Origin of the sequence: Chrysosporum bergii ANA360D (assembly GCF_029891735.1) — a bacterium.
Lineage (GTDB): Bacteria > Cyanobacteriota > Cyanobacteriia > Cyanobacteriales > Nostocaceae > Umezakia > Umezakia bergii.
On the sequence record NZ_JANQDH010000002.1, the window covers coordinates 39,720 to 56,170 of the forward strand.

Genomic DNA, 16,451 nt, shown 5'->3' on the forward strand with positions numbered 1-16,451 from the left:
ACACTACAATTGACCCGTTCCCTGATGTAGTATAATTCGGTTGCCATCAGGGTCATAAACATAAATTTCTCTACCGTGGGAAGCTGTGGAGATTTCTCCAGGGGGTGGGTAGCCTAGGTTGGTTATGTGAGCGATCGCTGCTTCTAAATTACTCACTTCTAAACACAAACTTATCTTACTGTTTGCTGAATTAGCAAATTCTGATGAGTGATTGTTTTTCGGTTGAAAAATACCCAACCGTACACCAGCAAGTTGCAATTCTGCATACACATTAGGTATGAAAGGTGACGGTTTTTGATTGAGCATTTCTGTATAGAATTTAACTAAATTATCAAAATTAACAGATGCTATGGTGACCAGTGCTTCAGTATATTGAAAACCCATCATGATATCATTTTAGCTTAATTACTTAATAGGCAATTAAGAGACGCTATATTTACCATTGTGAATATGGATGTGTAACTAATTGACTATTGAAATATCTGGGGTCCTGGGAGACTTCTTCCCCAACCCAAGGAGGTAATACAATTTGCTGATTTATGTTATTTAGTTCAACTTCCGCTAAAATTAACCCTTTATTTAGCCCCTCAAACTCGTCTATTTCCCAAATCAACCCCTCCCACTCTATTTTGTATCTGGTTTTTTCGATCAAAGGCTGTTCACACAATGTCCTCAGCATTTCTTGAGCATCTTCTAAAGGAATGGGATACTCAAACTCTAGTCTAGAACATTCCACAGTAGGGCTTTTAATGGTTAGGTAGCCTTGTTTCCCTACTATACGCACACGGACAGTAACTTGATGTTGTGTGGGGATATACCCCTGACAGTATACAGTTCCTTGAGCCAATTTTCGCCAACTATCATCTTTAAGTAAGTATTTACGCTCTATTTCCTTAGCCATGGGGGAAAGTATGCCATTTTGCCTATTTTATACTAAAAAAACATAATATACAAGTCCGACTAGAAAAAACTGGTTTAACACAGCAAGCCCTGATCAATGGGATATTCATTATATCCTCTGAGCGCTTACCCCAATTAAAGCAACTCATCAACCAGCTTTACCTGTTCCCTTTTACTGATCGCAATGATTCAGATAATAAATTGCTGTGACTACTTCCCACACTGCGTGAGGCGCGATCGCTCCTCAAAAATTCTAGCTGATGGTGTAATTGCTAGAAAAGGTTGTTAGCGATCGCACGGATAAGTAATCTCATGAATATTCTACTAATTACTCACATGAGAGAATTGTAGATTTAATCAAGGGGGATTTAGCAACCAGCCCCAATGCGTCCAGACCCACGGTCAAAGTTAAGTCCACTGTCATTGATAGAATCACAAACAGGTAGGTTATTAACACTATCAGTTCTCTGAGAAATAGCCACAGAGGTAATAGCTGTTTGCAAACCTACAAACAAGCCAGAGGAAGAGCGATTCATAATCTTAGTTTGGTAAATTAATGGTAATTACTACAAGCAACGGAAATTTACGAAGAGAATATCCCACCAAGCTTTTGAACTTATTTTAGCAAGATTATGTTTTATAAAACAGCATTATAGGTTACATTAATGATTTGATGACCGGTTTCCTAAATACAGTATTGTAGTGCGGGTATTTGCTTCCCCTACTGTACTAAACCGCTTTATTTCCCCATTTTAATTTAAACAAAATTCCGTACACATTATTTATTTTTGCCCCTTCCCTGTTCCCCCCGTCTATTTTTGATATAAACTTTCAACTTCTGCGATAGCCCCAAGCATATGTTGATAATATTGGATATTTCCCTCTCTATTATATATGTCAGCAGATGTTTGGAAATCTGCAATTGCACCTGGATAGTCTTTGAGGCGCAAACGCACATCAGCCCGCAGCATATAAGCTAAAGCCCACAATGGTTGACGTTGCAAGGCTTGATTTAAATCAGCTAACCCTGCTGTTAACTCTCCCAGCATGGCCAGGCTCCGACCCCGATTATACCAGTCTTCAGCGTTAGTAGAGTCTATCGCCAGGGCTTGAGTGTAATCTTCTCTTGCGCCTTGATAGTCTTCCAGAGCATAGCGGGCTTGGGCGCGATCGCGGTAAAATGTAGCTGATTTCTGATTTCTTTGTACTGCTTGGGTGTAATCAGCAATTGCGCCTTGATAGTCATTGAGTGCATAGCGAAGACCAGCCCGATTGTAATAAGCTTCTATCAAATCGGGATTTATTTCTAAAGCTTGATCATAATCAGCCATCGCCTTATTTTCCTCTCCTAACAGACGATGAGCATTACCCCGATTACAGTAAGCTGATGAAAATTGAGGAACAAAGTTGATGGCTTGGGTGTTGTCTGCAACTGCGTCAGAGAAATTTTGCAAAATTTGGTGAGTAATAGCCCGCCCACAATAAGCTTCAGCTGAATTACCATCAATTTCTAATGCCATAGTATAGTCTTCAATCGCTCCTTGATAATCTCCCTGACCATGGCGAGCCGCAGCCCGATAGCAGTATGCTTGAGCTAGACGGGGATGAAGTTTGATAGCTTGATTACAATCATCAATAGCCCCTTGATAGTCTGCTAACCAACGACGTACATTAGCCCGCAAGCTGTATACTGAAGCTAGAGTAGGGTTTTTTTGCAATGCTTGACTATAATCTTTCAGAGATCCATAATAGTCTCCTAAAGTTTCTCGCACTAAACCCCGTTGAGAGTATGCTTGCAGATCATCAGGGTTGAGGGTGAGGGCTTGGTTAAAGTCGGCTATGGCTTGGGGAAAATTTTTGAGGCGAGAATAAACTAGACCCCGATTATAGTAAGCTTCAGCAAAGTTAGGGTTAATTTGTAGAGCCTGATTGTAATCTTCTATAGCTTCTTGGTTGTTTCCTAACTCATAGTGGGCATTACCTCGATTATGGTAAGCTGCGGCTAAGTTGGGATTTAGTTGTAAAGCGCGGTTATGGTGGGCGATGGCTTGCTGATACTCTCCTAAAATATAGGATATATTACCCCTACTGCTATAAGCTGGGGCAAAATAAGGATGCCATTGTATAGCTTGGTCAAAATCTGCTATTGCTCCTTGATAATCACCCCGATTACACAAGGCTACACCCCGGTTATGTAAAGCTGTGGCTATATCAATATAATATACATTAGCTGGGTGAGTAGTAGTTTCTATGGCTTGTTGATAATTGCCAATGGCTTGATCGTAGTTTTCAAGGGCTAAGTAAGCACGACCCCGACTATGGTATGATAGCGAAGAATGGGGGTTAATTTGTATAGCTTGATCATAATCAGCGATCGCCCCCTCGTAATCGCCTAACAGGTAACGAGCTTCTCCCCGATTACAATATGCTTCAGCAAAGCCGGGATTGATTTTTATAGCTTGATCAAAGTCGGTGATTGCGGCATAATAATCTTTAAATTTAGTCAGAAAAATTACACCCCGTTGGAAAAATTCCTTAGCATTCATTGAATTTGTCTAGGTTATGACTTACCTTCGTTCATTGTAATATCCTTGTGCTTTCACATCAATACTATTTATTACAGCTTATTCCCCGGTGATTTCATACTAACTCTTTCCCGAAATGCCAACACAGCTTGCAAAGGATCAGGCGCGATCGCATATTCTGCTAACATTGATACATCTAGATTAGGTAATAACTCACTTTCGAGAGATTGTTGATAATTTTCTCCCTGCAAGATATAAACTTCAAATTGATTATTTTTAAAAAACCAGATTTCCTTGATACCTAATATTTGATAAACTTTTAACTTATCAACTCCCCCACTAGTTACTATAATTTCAATCGCTAAATCAGGCAATTCTTTTTCTGTTCCTATGCAGTATGATTCATCTGGTTCTGTACCTCCTTTTTTTACTGGTTTGCGGAAAGTAGTAGAACCTAGAGGAAAATAACGAATGCGGTTTTCTTGAAAATAAGCTTCTAACAAAGAACCAATAATTGTTTTATAGCGTTCGTGACTGCGGCTTGGTGACACCAGTTCTATGACTCCATCTAAATATGTAACTCTATATTGCCGATTATCACCTAAATTATCGAGTAAAACTTGATAATTTTCCCAACTCACACCAGTAATCATTTGCCTTTGTTCTGGGTCTTCTGCTTGTAATATTTCCGATAATTCTTGAAGGAAAACCATAATAAATTTTTGTTAATTTTATCATATTTTATCTAATATTATAGCATTCCTTAAACACCTGAGATAGTGTGCGGGCTGCTGGTTCCCTTTGGGTAAAGTTCGCTATAAAATGGTTAATGGTGGGGGTTAATGGTGGGGGTTAATGGTGGGCAAAGCCCACCCAAACTTTTTACACCTTGATTTTTTCAGTAATGCGCCTCATTGCTTCCTCCACATTTTCCCGACTATTAAAAGCCGAAATGCGGAAATAGCCCTCACCCGCCGCGCCAAAACCAGAACCAGGCGTACCCACCACATTAACAATGTGCAGTAACTTATCAAAAAATTCCCAACTAGATAAATTATCCGGAGTTTTCACCCACACATAAGGTGCATTTACTCCACCATACACAACTAGTCCGGCCGCTGATAGTTGTTGACGAATAATTTGGGCATTTTCTAGATAAAAACTCACTAATGCTTGAATTTGCCCCTGTCCTGACTGAGAATACACAGCTTCAGCACCCCGTTGGACAATATAGGAAACACCATTAAATTTAGTGGATTGACGGCGATTCCACAACTTCCACAGTTCCACATCAGAACCATCAGCAGCTTTTGCTGTTAGGGTCTTGGGTACAACAGTCAATGCACAACGGGTTCCCGTAAAGCCTGCATTTTTAGAGAAAGAACGGAACTCAATGGCGCATTCTCTTGCGCCGGGAATTTCGTATATTGAATGAGGAATGGTCGGGTCAGTGATGTAAGCCTCATAGGCAGCATCAAAGAAAATAATTGAGTTATTGGCTCTAGCATAGTCTACCCATGCTGTGAGGTGTTCCTTGGTAGCAGTTGCGCCAGTGGGGTTATTGGGAAAACACAGATAAATTAGGTCAACTTTCTGGGAGGGAATTTCAGCTGTAAAGTTATTTTTAGCCGAAATAGGCAGATATACTAAACCGGCAAACTCCCCTTTATCGTTAGCAGCCCCGGTGTTACCAGCCATAACGTTAGTGTCCACATATACGGGGTATACAGGGTCAGTCACCGCAATAATGTTATTTTGTCCAAAAATGTCGAGAATGTTGCCACTATCGCACTTAGAACCATCAGAGATAAAGATTTCTGAAGCATCTATATCAGCCCCTCTGGCTTGAAAATCTTGAGCCGCAATTTTTTCCCTTAACCAAGCATAACCCTGTTCTGGTCCATAACCTTTAAAGGATGTGCGATCGCCCATTTCTTCCACAGCTTTGATCATAGCTGTGCGGCAAGCTTCTGGCAACGGTTCTGTGACATCGCCAATGCCTAAGCGGATAATTTTAGCATCAGGATTGGCTTGTGCAAAGCTATTGACTCGCCTCGCAATTTCGGGAAATAAGTAACCGGCTTTCAGCTTTAGGTAGTTGTCGTTGATAGTTGCCATAGTGGAATTTAAAAAACACTCGCTTGCTCTTACAGCTTAAGGTATTGCTATTGCGCTTACTTTTATTTTTTGGTTTTCCGAGCCCATTGCCATGCCAGTTAGGTACGCTCAACATCATACCACTGTGGCTAAAGCCAATCAATCGCTGTAATGGGACTAAAGTCGCTATGGACTTATCCCCATGTCTGAAGCCAGGGGCTTGCGTCTCGTTTTATGGTCAAGCTGCGTCAAAACCTGTTGATCTACTTTGGGGTATTTTTGCCAAGAGGTATATCAAGGGTGAGGTAATTAGTTTATTGAGGCTGTAAATAATTCTTTCTCATGACAGATTTAATACTAGAGTTAAAATTGTTAGCCTAGGGCTATTACTAAATATAGGTAATTTACCTTAACTGCTCTCAGTGCTGTATAAATTATAATTAGTAACTATTATACTATTATACTGTGAGGTGGATATGAAGATAAATAATATAGATAATTTTCTCCAGCGCTATGCTGCTGGAGAACGGGATTTTTCTCAGATTGATTTGAGTAGAGCCAATCTCGATGGAGTAATTCTACATCAAGTTAATCTTAGTGGTGCAAATCTGAGTAAAGCTAACCTAAATAGAGCGCATCTGGAAGATGCAAATCTTAGTAATGCAGATTTAAGTACAACTTATTTGACATCGGCGAACTTAGAAGGCGCTAACTTGCAAGGTGCTAACCTTCATAAAGCTGATTTAGATCGTGCCAATTTACGAGATGCAAATTTAACTAATGCCAATGTAGAAGGAGCTAATTTCCGCAATGCTATTCTCCCAGATGGTACTGTCTCAGATTAAACTACCACCTTTTTACACCTTGGCAATGGTAACCGTTTGGGGTTGATTTTGATACTTCCCAAGGCGCTCTGCGTAAGTAGTTTGACATGGTTCCCCTTCTAAAAACAGAAGCTGTAACACACCTTCATTAGCGTAGATGCGACAGTCTGCACTAGAAGCATTGCTAAATTCCAGGGTCAAGAAGCCTTCCCATGAGGCTTCCGCCGGGGTAATATTAGCAATTATGCCACAACGTGCCATGGTAGATTTGCCAATACAAATAACTGTGATGTTGGCAGGAATACGCAGTCTTTCTAGGGAGACACCCAAAGCATAAGAGTTAGCGGGAATAATGAAAAATGATCCATCCTCATCAGTTCGCAGTGTAGCAGATTCTAGGTTTTCAGGGTTAAACCGCTTGGGGTTAACAATAGTACCTGGAATATGTCTAAAAATGCGAAAATCTGTGGGAGCTAATCTCAAATCATAGCCATAGCTAGATAAACCATAACTAATGACTCGCCTATCTTCAACTTGGCGCACTAGAGAACTTTCAAATGGAGAAATCATCCCTTGTTTGGCTTGTTCGATGATCCATTTATCATTTTTCAGCACGTTTGACCTCTGTTTGAATAATTAAGGTTGTTGACCTAGGTAATCCTGCAACTGGATCAGCTAAACTGAGGGTTGAATTAATGCTGGTAGTTTTTAATTCGGAAACCATAGGGGAACTTTAAATAAATCTAAATAAATCTGCAAAATAGAAAACCTGAAATTAGATTATCACACTTCTCGGTTTTCATCACTAAAAATGGTATCTGTTAACCTGAAGGCTGTGTTATTCTGTATAAAATTTCTTCTGAGGTAACTTTCATGGTTTGGCAGCGTCCCGATGGTCGATCCCCCTATCAACTACGTCATATCAGCTTTCATGCTGGTTTTACTAGCTTTGCTCCCGGTTCTGTTTTAACAAAATTTGGAGACACTCAAGTACTTTGTACTGTCAGTGTGACTGAGGGAGTACCCAAGTTTTTAACAGGAACAGGTAAAGGTTGGCTGACATCTGAATATCGAATGTTACCCTCAGCTACACAAGAACGACAACCACGGGAATTGTTAAAATTATCTGGACGTACTCAAGAAATTCAACGCTTAATTGGTCGTAGTTTACGAGCAGCAATTGATTTCGATGTGTTGGGAGAAAGAACATTAACTGTAGATGCTGACGTGTTACAAGCAGATGCGGGTACTAGAACCGCAGCAATTACAGGGGGGTTTGTGGCTGTAGCCCATGCAGTCTCTCAATTGTTGCGCCAAGGTGTATTGGAGCGATCGCCTTTGTGTAGACAAGTAGCAGCAGTATCTGTGGGGTTATTAGACGGCGAACCATATTTAGATTTAAACTATACTGAGGATGTGGCGGCTACTGTGGATTTAAACGTGGTAATGAATCAAGATTTGGGTATAATCGAAGTCCAGGGAACGGCAGAAGAAGGCAGTTATAGCCGCGCTCAGTTAAATCAGCTACTAGATTTTGCGGAAAAAGGCATCCAGCAATTATTAATCGCACAAACAGAGGTGATAGCAGACAGAGATCATCTCTTGCATAAATATTGATCACCATATTGATCACAATAATTACCATGGCTTGTTTGCTCATCTTAAAAGTTTCAAAAGTTAAACAGCCAAATACTCATAAGTTCGGTATGGTATTGCTGGAAGTCGGTAATACAATAATGATGAAACCATGAACAAAAAGGTAGAAATTCTCCCAGATATTTCAACACTAGTGGCGCGATCGCTAGGGTTGATTTTATCCAAATTGTCAATAGCTATTGAACACCGGGGACAATGTACTATAGCCTTAGCCGGCGGTAGTACACCCAAGCCATTGTATGAGGCCATTGCTGATCAAAACCTGCCCTGGGATAAAATTCATGTCTTTTGGGGGGATGAACGTTATGTACCCCCAAATCATCCCGATAGTAATGAACTGATGGCCCGGCGTGCATGGTTAGATCGGGTTGCTATCCCCCCGACTAACATTCACCCTGTACCAACTTTAGAAGGAGATCCAGCCGTCTCAGCAGCCAAATACGAACAGCATCTGCGAGATTTCTTTAATTTTGACCCCAATGAGTTCCCTGTTTTGGATATAGTGTTACTAGGAATGGGTGATGATGCACATACCGCATCTTTGTTTCCTCATACCCCAGCTTTAAAAGTGGATGATCGGCTGATTACTGTAGGAAACAAAGACGGAAACCCCCGCATAACCTTCACATACCCATTGATTAACGCTGCTCGCAGTGTTGTTTTTATGGTGGCTGGTGCCAATAAACGCCCAGCTTTGGCTCAAGTCTTTGCGCCTGTGGCAGATGACTTTACTTATCCATCCCGCTTAATTAAACCCCAAGGTGAACTTTGGTGGTTGCTGGATGCGGCTGCAGGTTCGGAACTCACAGCTTAACTGTCTACAACCGTCTGCTTGCCAACATTATTTGACTATGATCTTGACCAAAGGCTTAAATTGATGATCGTCTGTCCTAACTGCAATCACCCCAACCCAGACGGCGCTGTCCAATGTGAAGCTTGTTATACGCCGTTACCAACAACTAGTCATTGCCCCAACTGCGGCGCAACTGTGCAGTCCGATGCTGCTTTCTGTGGTCAATGTGGTTACAACCTACACTCAAATGCTACACCTGCTGCGGCCACATCTGCCCCCACAGTGGCCCCTGATATCCCAGTAGAAGTGCCTCCCCTAGTTCAACCAGAACCTATTGAAGAACTCTTACAACCAAATGCTAATGTTAATCAGCAGGTTGCTTCTCCTATACCACCAACAGTAATGCCACCAGCAGTATCACCCATGGCAGTAGAAATTCCCCCGCCTTCACCAACACCAACACCTAGTATTCCTCCTCAACCTGTGGTTTCTCAGCCAGAAGTGCCGACTCCCACCCCAGCCCCCGCTCCTGTGCCAACTCCCGCTATGACACAATTACAGCAGGTCACAGCCCGGTTATTCCATGTCCAAAGCGATCGCGACATTGAATTACCCCAAGCTTTGTCTGTAATTCATATCGGCAAACCCAATGACCGCGTTCCCCCAGATGTGGATGTTTCCGGTTTTTCCAATTCGGAAATAGTCTCCCGGATACACGCAGATATTCGGGTTGAAGGAGATTCTTACTTTATAGAAGATGTGGGTAGTTCTAATGGCACTTACATTAATAATTCCCCCTTATCACCAGGAAACCGTCACCGCTTGAGAGCAGGCGATCGCGTCAGTCTGGGTAAGGGAGATTTGGTCACGTTTATCTTTCAACTTGCTTAACTGATTTTTAACATCCTCCAGTAGTCTCTATCATCTATCTTGGAGGATGAACCAATCATATCAAGGGAACGGGAAATAAGGAATAGGCTATGCTCTGTCTCCCCTCACATCAAGCGGGATGGGTGTAAAAATAATAGATAAAACTACACTCCAGTATTTGGAGTAATTACTTCCAGGACAGTGAACTATGAGAGAACCAAGAAAAAATTTTCAACCACCCTTGACAACCGTTGCTCCGCCCGCAGTTGAACGTATGGGATTAACTTGGCTTATGGTAGCCGCCATGACCACAATTGTGTTGTGGCAAGTTCCAGGAGGGGATTATATTTTATACCCTTTTAGTATCTTGGCAACTTGGTTTCATGAAATCGGTCACGGTTTAATGGCTTTGGTATTAGGGGGAGAGTTTCACCAATTAAAAATTTTTAGTAATGGTTCTGGCGTTGCTAGTTATGGCATTTCTCGGTCTTTATGGCCTATCGGCCCGGCTTTAGTGGCGGCCGCCGGACCGATGGGTCCACCTATTGCCGGTGCAGGTTTAATTCTAGCTTCTCGTAGTTTTAGCGCAGCCTCCTGGAGTTTAAAAATACTGGGTGGTTTTTTGTTACTTTCAACTTTACTCTGGGTACGTTCTTGGTTTGGATTGTTGGCAATTCCTCTACTAGGTTTAATTATTTTGGGAGTTTCTCTAAAAGCCCCCCAGTGGATGCAGGGGTTTGCTATTCAACTTCTGGGTGTACAAGCTTGTGTGAGTGTATACCACCAACTGAATTATTTATTTAGCTACAGTGCTGGTTCCCTCGGACTTTCCGATACTGCGCAAATGCAAAAGTATTTAATTTTACCTTATTGGTTTTGGGGTGGGTTGATGTCCCTGGCATCTTTGGCGATTTTATGGAAAAGTCTCCACATTGCCTATCGTTCCCAGTAGGCATCTTCTGAGTTTACATGATCAAACTTAAAAATTCACCAAAAAATTTCAACAGTACAGGTTAAAATCTATTTAGTCTCTGTATTGTAGAGGATGTGTACCACATCACAAAGAGTGCGGTTCACTGCATAAATCCTGACTGTAAACGTCCTTATCCTCAACCTTGGGGAAACAAATTTTGTGTCAGTTGTGGCTCATTACTACATCTGTTAGATCGTTATGTCCCACTTCAACCGTTGGGATCGGGAGGATTTGCCCAAATTTACACGGTTTGGGATGGAAAAACCCAAACTGAGAAAGTAATCAAAGTTTTAGTGGAAAATTCACCCAAAGCACTGCAATTGTTTACACAGGAAGCAGAGGTATTAATTAAGTTGCGCCATACTGGTGTACCCCTGGTGGAGGCTGATGGTTATTTTCAGGTGAATTTGTCCCATCCTAAACCGCGTGTACTAGCTTGTCTGGTGATGGAAAAAATTAACGGACCGACTCTCGAGGAAGTACTAAAAAACTATCCCCAAGGATGCCCAGAGGATTTAGTGTTAAATTGGTTTGCCCAGGCTGTCAAGATTTTACAGGAACTACACAAACGCCACATTATTCACCGGGACATTAAGCCCTCTAATTTGATGTTGCGAAATTCCGCCACTGGAGGAGAAAACAAGTTAGATTTAGTGTTGATTGATTTTGGTGGGGTAAAACAATTTAACAATCCTCAACTACGTCGAGGATCTAGTTCAACTAAGTTATATTCTTCTGGTTACAGTCCTCCAGAACAGATAAATGGGGGTAATGTCAGCCCTGGGGCTGATTTTTACGCCCTCGGTCGGACAATGATTGAATTACTGACAGGTGAATATCCCCCGGATCTGGCAGACACCCACACTGGGGTTCTAAGGTGGCGAAGTCTCATCAGTGTTAACCCCCAACTGGCAGATTTACTAGATGAAATGATACAAGAAGATGTGCGATCGCGTCCGCCAAATGCAGGCAAAATTCAACAACGCTTAACTAAAATTACCCGCACATCTTCCCAAACTGGATTATTTTCCCAAATTAAAGACTCTTTTCACCAAGCAGCAACACAGCTTTCCATAAAATTTAGCTTCTTAATACAAGCTGTTGAGCAAACATTAAATAATTTCACTACGGCTACAGGTAAAACACTGGTTTTGATAGCCAATGTGATTCTTAGATTTTTACAGGCTTGTTTAGCGACAATTTGGGCAATGCTGCTAACCACACTGGGCGGTTGTATAGGCACTATTACTGGCTATACCATAGCTTATCGAACAGTTTTAGCCAATCAATTTGCTGAATATATTTCTCGTCAGCTACCGGAATTAGTCAGCAATCCTCAAGCTGTCATGGTGACAGAAATGACTGTCTTTATGGGCGCAGGTTTAGGAACTGCATGGGGACTGACAATATCAAAGTGTTTTGGTCAAAGACAACAGTTTTTGCTCACGTCTCTCATGGGGATGCTCGGCTATGGGTTGAGTTGGTTATCTTTACAATTAATCACACCACAGGATAACAGCGAAAAACCATTAGTAGTGATTTTAATTGCAGTTTTTCTGTTAGTATTGAGTGTCGGTTTTCGCAGCCATCGTCTAGTTTATGCTCTATTTGCCGCATTTGGCACAGCAATTATCTTTGCATTTCTCATTCTTCTTGGCTTCCCGACAACTAATATTTTTCAACTTTCTGGTCAGCCCTTCTGGTGGATGATTTTTTTTAGCTTGGTGAATGTGTTGATGAGTTTTTGGTTAGGGGTGACCCATTACTTGATTGTTCCTGGGTTGCGCTTTTTGGGGTGGCGTTAATTTCAGGAGTGGGACAAGAAAATTTCTTTTTTTTCATCCCATCAAAGCAAGTCCCCCCAGCCTTGTTTAGGTTTCAGCCAGGGGGATCACATATGGGGTAGTCTATAAATGGTTCACTATAGTTGGTTACGAAAACCATTTTAAAGCATAAATCTAATTTCGTGTATTGCTGTGACTAAAGTTCATGGGATTTTCATAGCTGCTTCATCATTACTTCATAATGCTGATAGCGAAATAGGTTTAGATGTGGGGCTGGAATATTTTGACTCTGATTTCAATGGACATCATGAACCTAATCCCAGATTTATAATAAAGGCAGAAAATCCATCAAACACCCTCAATGTCGAATCTATACCACAGAAAAAGGTGAGAATCTAAGACGTAAAGCCAAACAAAGATATGCTGGAAAACATTTAAAAGTAAGCAACGAACGGAATCAACACGCAAAAGTAATTGCGCGTGTATAATCCCCGTGGGTTTACGCCTGAGAATGTCAAGATGGTAACAAAGCCTGTAAAATCAAATAAAGTAATGTTAACCAATATTAAAGACTTAGCCACAAAATTAGAGCCTCGCTTAATTGAAATTCGCCGCCATCTCCACTCGCACCCAGAAATCAGCGGACAGGAATACCAAACATCTGCCTTTGTGGCTGGTGTGTTATCCTCCAGTGGTCTTCATGTAGAAGAGGGAATTGGTAAAACTGGGGTAATTGGAGAATTACAAAATACTGGCACAGATGAGCGTATATTGGCAATTCGTACTGATATGGATGCTCTGCCCATTCAAGAACGGACAAAGTTAGAATATGCTTCTCGCATAGAGGGTGTAATGCACGCTTGCGGTCACGATGTTCACACCACAGTTGGCCTGGGAACAGCAATGGTGCTGTCCCAAATTTCCCAGGAGTTGGGCGGTAAGGTACGGTTTTTATTTCAACCAGCTGAGGAAATCGCTCAAGGAGCAACCTGGATGGTTAAAGATGGAGCAATGTCCCAAGTCACGGCTGTATTAGGTCTTCATGTTTTCCCTTCTATCCCTGCTGGATCTGTTGGCGTGCGTTACGGCGCACTCACCGCAGCAGCCGATGATTTAGAGATTATTATTATCGGGGAATCTGGACATGGGGCGCGTCCTCATGAAGCCGTTGATGCAATTTGGATTGCTTCACAGGTGATTAGTGCATTACAACAAGCCATTAGCCGCACACAGAATCCCTTGCGTCCTGTGGTTTTGACTATAGGTAAAATTCTTGGTGGTAGAGCGCCAAATGTGATCGCTGATCAAGTACAGTTGTTGGGAACAGTGCGATCGCTTCATCCAGAAACCCGTTCTCAACTCCCCAACTGGATTGAAAATATTGTCGCTAATGTTTGCCATTCTTTTGGAGCGCGTTATCAAGTTAATTATCGCCCTGGTGTGCCTAGTGTGCAGAATGATTATGCCATAACCCAGTTGTTGCAATCATCCGCCGAAGAAGCCTGGAGTAGTGAACACGTCCAAGTCTTACCAGAACCTTCTCTAGGTGCTGAAGATTTTTCTGTCTATTTAGAACACGCCCCCGGTTCCATGTTTCGCTTGGGTGTAGGCTACAAAGATAGAATTAATCACCCATTACATCATCCAGAATTTGAAATTGATGAGTCGGCGATTATCACAGGCGTTGTGACTATGGCTTACGCTGCTTATAAATATTGGCAACCAAAATAATAGCTGTACAATGTCATACGGTAAATGCAACTGTTGTTTGTACGGTTTGCCCAATCTCCTGGCAGCTTTGCTTAGATTAAATTACATATCAGAGGTAAGAAACAAATCAAGCCTCTCGCCCAAAATATTAGAGTTCTCATAAGTCATCAGATTGATGATCATCCGGGAAACTCTAAATAATTCTAAAAGTTTAATTAGTTAAGGAGAGAATGGCAATATGGCACTTATTCATTGGGAACCATTCCGAGAAATAGAAATTATAGGTCGTCAAATGGATCAATTTTTATCTGAAATGACCACACTTGATCGCCGCAACTCTGATATTTTTAGATCATCAAAAACTGGCTGGGTTCCTGCTGTTGAACTGCATGATCAGGGGTCTGAGTTGGTGTTAAAAGTTGAAATTCCCGGCGTAAAAAGTGAAGACTTAGATATTGAAGTCACTCAAGATACAGTTTCAATTGCTGGTGAGCATCATAACAAACAAAGCATGGAATCCAACGGAAATATTCGTTCAGAATTCCACTATGGCAAATTCAAAAGAATAGTTACTCTACCCAGCAAAGTGCAACATCAACAAGTTAAGGCAGACCTAAAAGATGGCATTTTAACCCTCAGTTTACCTAAACTACAGCCAGAAAATAATGTATTTAAGGTAAATTTAGGTAACTCCCAATCATAAACCAGCACAAATAAAGCTACCCCCCCTCCTCCTAGGAGAGGGGCTGGGATTGGTATACACAAATTAAACTAAACATTCGCTCCGGTCTTAGTACTTGCCAATCTTTCTTGAATTCTGCCCTTAGCGGCTTTAAATTGTGTTGCTAGTTCCTCTGTTTGATGAGTACTTAAGTTGTTGCGAATGGCAGCAAACATTGTAGTTTCTTCCTGACGAATATGATCGCCCACAATATCCATCAAGTTTCTGATTCTGTCTTTAAATTCAGGAACAGATGGGTCAATTTCCCGGATTTCTTCTAACAGCCTTTTCATTTGAGCCTGTTCGTCATAAAGTTCTTGGGTGTTGCTGTCACCGTAGAAAGAACGTACTCTGGGGTAAACAACTTCTTCTTCAGCTTCAGCATGAGCGGTAAGGTCTTTGTAGATTTGACCAAAATACTCTTGTATTTTTTGCGGATCGCTGCTTTGTAGCAATTCTGTAAATAGGATATTAATCTTATTGTGATCAATACGAATCACGTCTTGGATATTCATATCCTTTTTGTCAGAAGTTTGGGTAACAGCGCTACCCAGAGCGCCGCTAAAAGTAGCGATCGCGTCTTGAACTCGTCCCCAAATTCCCTGGTCTGCTTCTTGTCCAGTCAGTTCACGCACACCCAAAATTTCTAAAAAGCCTTTGAGTTGCTCTTGATGAGCGCGGTTTTCAAAGTTAACAGTGTTTAAAGGGGTAATTGCGGCCATTACATCCGCACCAACTTTTTGAGCAGCTTTGTGAGTTACCATACCACACATGACTTGTTGATGTTTTAACAATTCATGCTGAAAGATTTTTTCATAGAAACTCAATTGTGAGTCTTCCATCAATTGGCGGACTTTATTGCACATTTCTTGAACTATCGGTTCTGGTTCTTTCTGGATACCATACTGAACAATGGTAGTTTCCAGAACCCCTTGATTTTTGCGGTCATCTTCTAGCATTTTCCGGAGACGGTCAGATATTTCCGCATCAGTTGACGCTCTTAAAAACAGTTCCTCATTTTCAATAAGCAACTGTTGAATTAATTTCATATCTGCCAATTTGACAGCAATAGCATTTCGTGTGGTATCATCCAATGTGGTTACCATGTTTATTTCTCCCCTGAAAATTATTCACAAAAAATTTTTCAGATATCTTCTCACTTTGTTTTACAGTGACATATAATTTATGTATCTTTCATCTTTCAAAAGAAAGATGACCTAGGTAACTTGGGATATAAGATTTTAATATTTTTTAATTAATATTTTTTCACTTAATTGGGGCTTGCAAAAAAGCCAAATAAAAACAAAAGCCCCTTCTATTATTGAAGAGGCTGTTATTTATGGCGTTGAAAAAATGAACCTGGCATCGAGCTATTGTTGCAGAGGGCAACCCCAAAACTATCGTCGCCGCAACAGCGTTTCACCTCTGAGTTCGGGATGGTATCAGTGTGGTTCCATCGTGCCATAGACACCAGGAAAAATTGTCGGGTACAAAACCCTGAAGACTGCAAGTAACGCGAAAACCAAAGTGAAGAGGTCAAGCCCTCGGTCTGTTAGTACACCTCAGCTTCATACATTGCTGTACTTCCACTTAGCGCC

General features: G+C 41.5%; 18 protein-coding genes and 1 rRNA gene. 9 read left to right on the forward strand and 10 right to left on the reverse strand.

What is annotated here, in order from left to right:
* Positions 1–3: 3 nt before the first annotated feature.
* The 6 genes from NWP17_RS00235 to NWP17_RS00260 all read right to left on the reverse strand — a co-directional run bounded on the left by NWP17_RS00235 (position 4) and on the right by NWP17_RS00260 (position 5,543).
* Positions 4–384 carry a VOC family protein gene (locus NWP17_RS00235; RefSeq protein ID WP_280652931.1) on the reverse strand — a complete coding sequence of 127 codons (381 nt, stop codon included), beginning with the start codon at positions 382–384 and terminating at the stop codon, positions 4–6.
* Positions 385–436: 52 nt separating this feature from the next.
* Positions 437–901, reverse strand: coding sequence for a CYTH domain-containing protein (locus NWP17_RS00240; protein ID WP_280652915.1), 465 nt, complete (start codon positions 899–901; stop codon positions 437–439).
* Positions 902–1,268: 367 nt separating this feature from the next.
* Positions 1,269–1,436, reverse strand: coding sequence for a hypothetical protein (locus NWP17_RS00245; protein ID WP_280652916.1), 168 nt, complete (start codon positions 1,434–1,436; stop codon positions 1,269–1,271).
* A gap of 276 nt (positions 1,437–1,712) precedes the next feature.
* Positions 1,713–3,446: a tetratricopeptide repeat protein gene (locus NWP17_RS00250; protein ID WP_280652917.1), complete on the reverse strand. Its 1,734-nt coding sequence runs from the start codon at positions 3,444–3,446 to the stop codon at positions 1,713–1,715.
* 71 nt (positions 3,447–3,517) lie between these two features.
* Positions 3,518–4,138: a Uma2 family endonuclease gene (locus tag NWP17_RS00255; protein WP_280652918.1), complete on the reverse strand. Its 621-nt coding sequence runs from the start codon at positions 4,136–4,138 to the stop codon at positions 3,518–3,520.
* Between the two features lie 169 nt (positions 4,139–4,307).
* The gene (locus tag NWP17_RS00260; protein WP_280652919.1) at positions 4,308–5,543 is read right to left on the reverse strand and encodes an LL-diaminopimelate aminotransferase; all 1,236 of its coding nucleotides are present in this window, start codon (positions 5,541–5,543) and stop codon (positions 4,308–4,310) included.
* A gap of 455 nt (positions 5,544–5,998) precedes the next feature.
* Between NWP17_RS00260 and NWP17_RS00265 the strand changes: the two genes are divergently transcribed.
* Positions 5,999–6,367 (forward strand): pentapeptide repeat-containing protein, encoded by a 369-nt coding sequence (locus tag NWP17_RS00265; RefSeq protein WP_280652920.1) that lies wholly within the window; start codon positions 5,999–6,001, stop codon positions 6,365–6,367.
* 12 nt (positions 6,368–6,379) lie between these two features.
* Here NWP17_RS00265 and dcd read toward each other — a convergent pair whose 3' ends face one another.
* On the reverse strand, positions 6,380–6,961 hold the full coding sequence (dcd, locus tag NWP17_RS00270; protein ID WP_280652921.1) for a dCTP deaminase: 582 nt from the start codon (positions 6,959–6,961) through the stop codon (positions 6,380–6,382).
* Positions 6,948–7,070 carry a hypothetical protein gene (locus NWP17_RS00275; protein WP_280652922.1) on the reverse strand — a complete coding sequence of 41 codons (123 nt, stop codon included), beginning with the start codon at positions 7,068–7,070 and terminating at the stop codon, positions 6,948–6,950. Before NWP17_RS00275 ends, dcd begins: the two co-directional genes overlap by 14 nt.
* Before the next feature lie 149 nt (positions 7,071–7,219).
* On the opposite strand from NWP17_RS00275, the gene rph reads away from it, so the two are divergent.
* The 8 genes from rph to NWP17_RS00315 all read left to right on the forward strand — a co-directional run bounded on the left by rph (position 7,220) and on the right by NWP17_RS00315 (position 14,835).
* Complete coding sequence (rph, locus tag NWP17_RS00280) at positions 7,220–7,963, forward strand: ribonuclease PH (protein ID WP_280652923.1); 744 nt, start codon at positions 7,220–7,222, stop codon at positions 7,961–7,963.
* A 130-nt stretch (positions 7,964–8,093) separates the two neighbouring features.
* Positions 8,094–8,816: a 6-phosphogluconolactonase gene (pgl, locus tag NWP17_RS00285; protein WP_280652924.1), complete on the forward strand. Its 723-nt coding sequence runs from the start codon at positions 8,094–8,096 to the stop codon at positions 8,814–8,816.
* Between the two features lie 63 nt (positions 8,817–8,879).
* The gene (locus NWP17_RS00290) at positions 8,880–9,686 is read left to right on the forward strand and encodes a double zinc ribbon and FHA domain-containing protein (RefSeq protein ID WP_280652925.1); all 807 of its coding nucleotides are present in this window, start codon (positions 8,880–8,882) and stop codon (positions 9,684–9,686) included.
* Positions 9,687–9,873: 187 nt separating this feature from the next.
* Positions 9,874–10,617 carry a M50 family metallopeptidase gene (locus NWP17_RS00295; protein WP_280652926.1) on the forward strand — a complete coding sequence of 248 codons (744 nt, stop codon included), beginning with the start codon at positions 9,874–9,876 and terminating at the stop codon, positions 10,615–10,617.
* A 95-nt stretch (positions 10,618–10,712) separates the two neighbouring features.
* On the forward strand, positions 10,713–12,443 hold the full coding sequence (locus NWP17_RS00300) for a protein kinase domain-containing protein (protein ID WP_280652927.1): 1,731 nt from the start codon (positions 10,713–10,715) through the stop codon (positions 12,441–12,443).
* Between the two features lie 171 nt (positions 12,444–12,614).
* Positions 12,615–12,821: a hypothetical protein gene (locus NWP17_RS17505; protein ID WP_342393991.1), complete on the forward strand. Its 207-nt coding sequence runs from the start codon at positions 12,615–12,617 to the stop codon at positions 12,819–12,821.
* Positions 12,822–12,974: 153 nt separating this feature from the next.
* A complete protein-coding gene (locus NWP17_RS00310; RefSeq protein WP_280652928.1) occupies positions 12,975–14,153 on the forward strand; it encodes a M20 family metallopeptidase in 1,179 nt (392 codons plus the stop codon).
* 217 nt (positions 14,154–14,370) lie between these two features.
* Positions 14,371–14,835 carry an Hsp20/alpha crystallin family protein gene (locus tag NWP17_RS00315; protein WP_280652929.1) on the forward strand — a complete coding sequence of 155 codons (465 nt, stop codon included), beginning with the start codon at positions 14,371–14,373 and terminating at the stop codon, positions 14,833–14,835.
* A gap of 68 nt (positions 14,836–14,903) precedes the next feature.
* Here the strand turns inward: NWP17_RS00315 and NWP17_RS00320 are convergent, their stop codons facing one another.
* Both NWP17_RS00320 and rrf read right to left on the reverse strand, forming a co-directional pair.
* Positions 14,904–15,959, reverse strand: coding sequence for a hemerythrin domain-containing protein (locus NWP17_RS00320; protein WP_280652930.1), 1,056 nt, complete (start codon positions 15,957–15,959; stop codon positions 14,904–14,906).
* 251 nt (positions 15,960–16,210) lie between these two features.
* A 5S ribosomal RNA gene (gene rrf / locus NWP17_RS00325) occupies positions 16,211–16,328 on the reverse strand.
* Between the last annotated feature and the right edge of the window lie 123 nt (positions 16,329–16,451).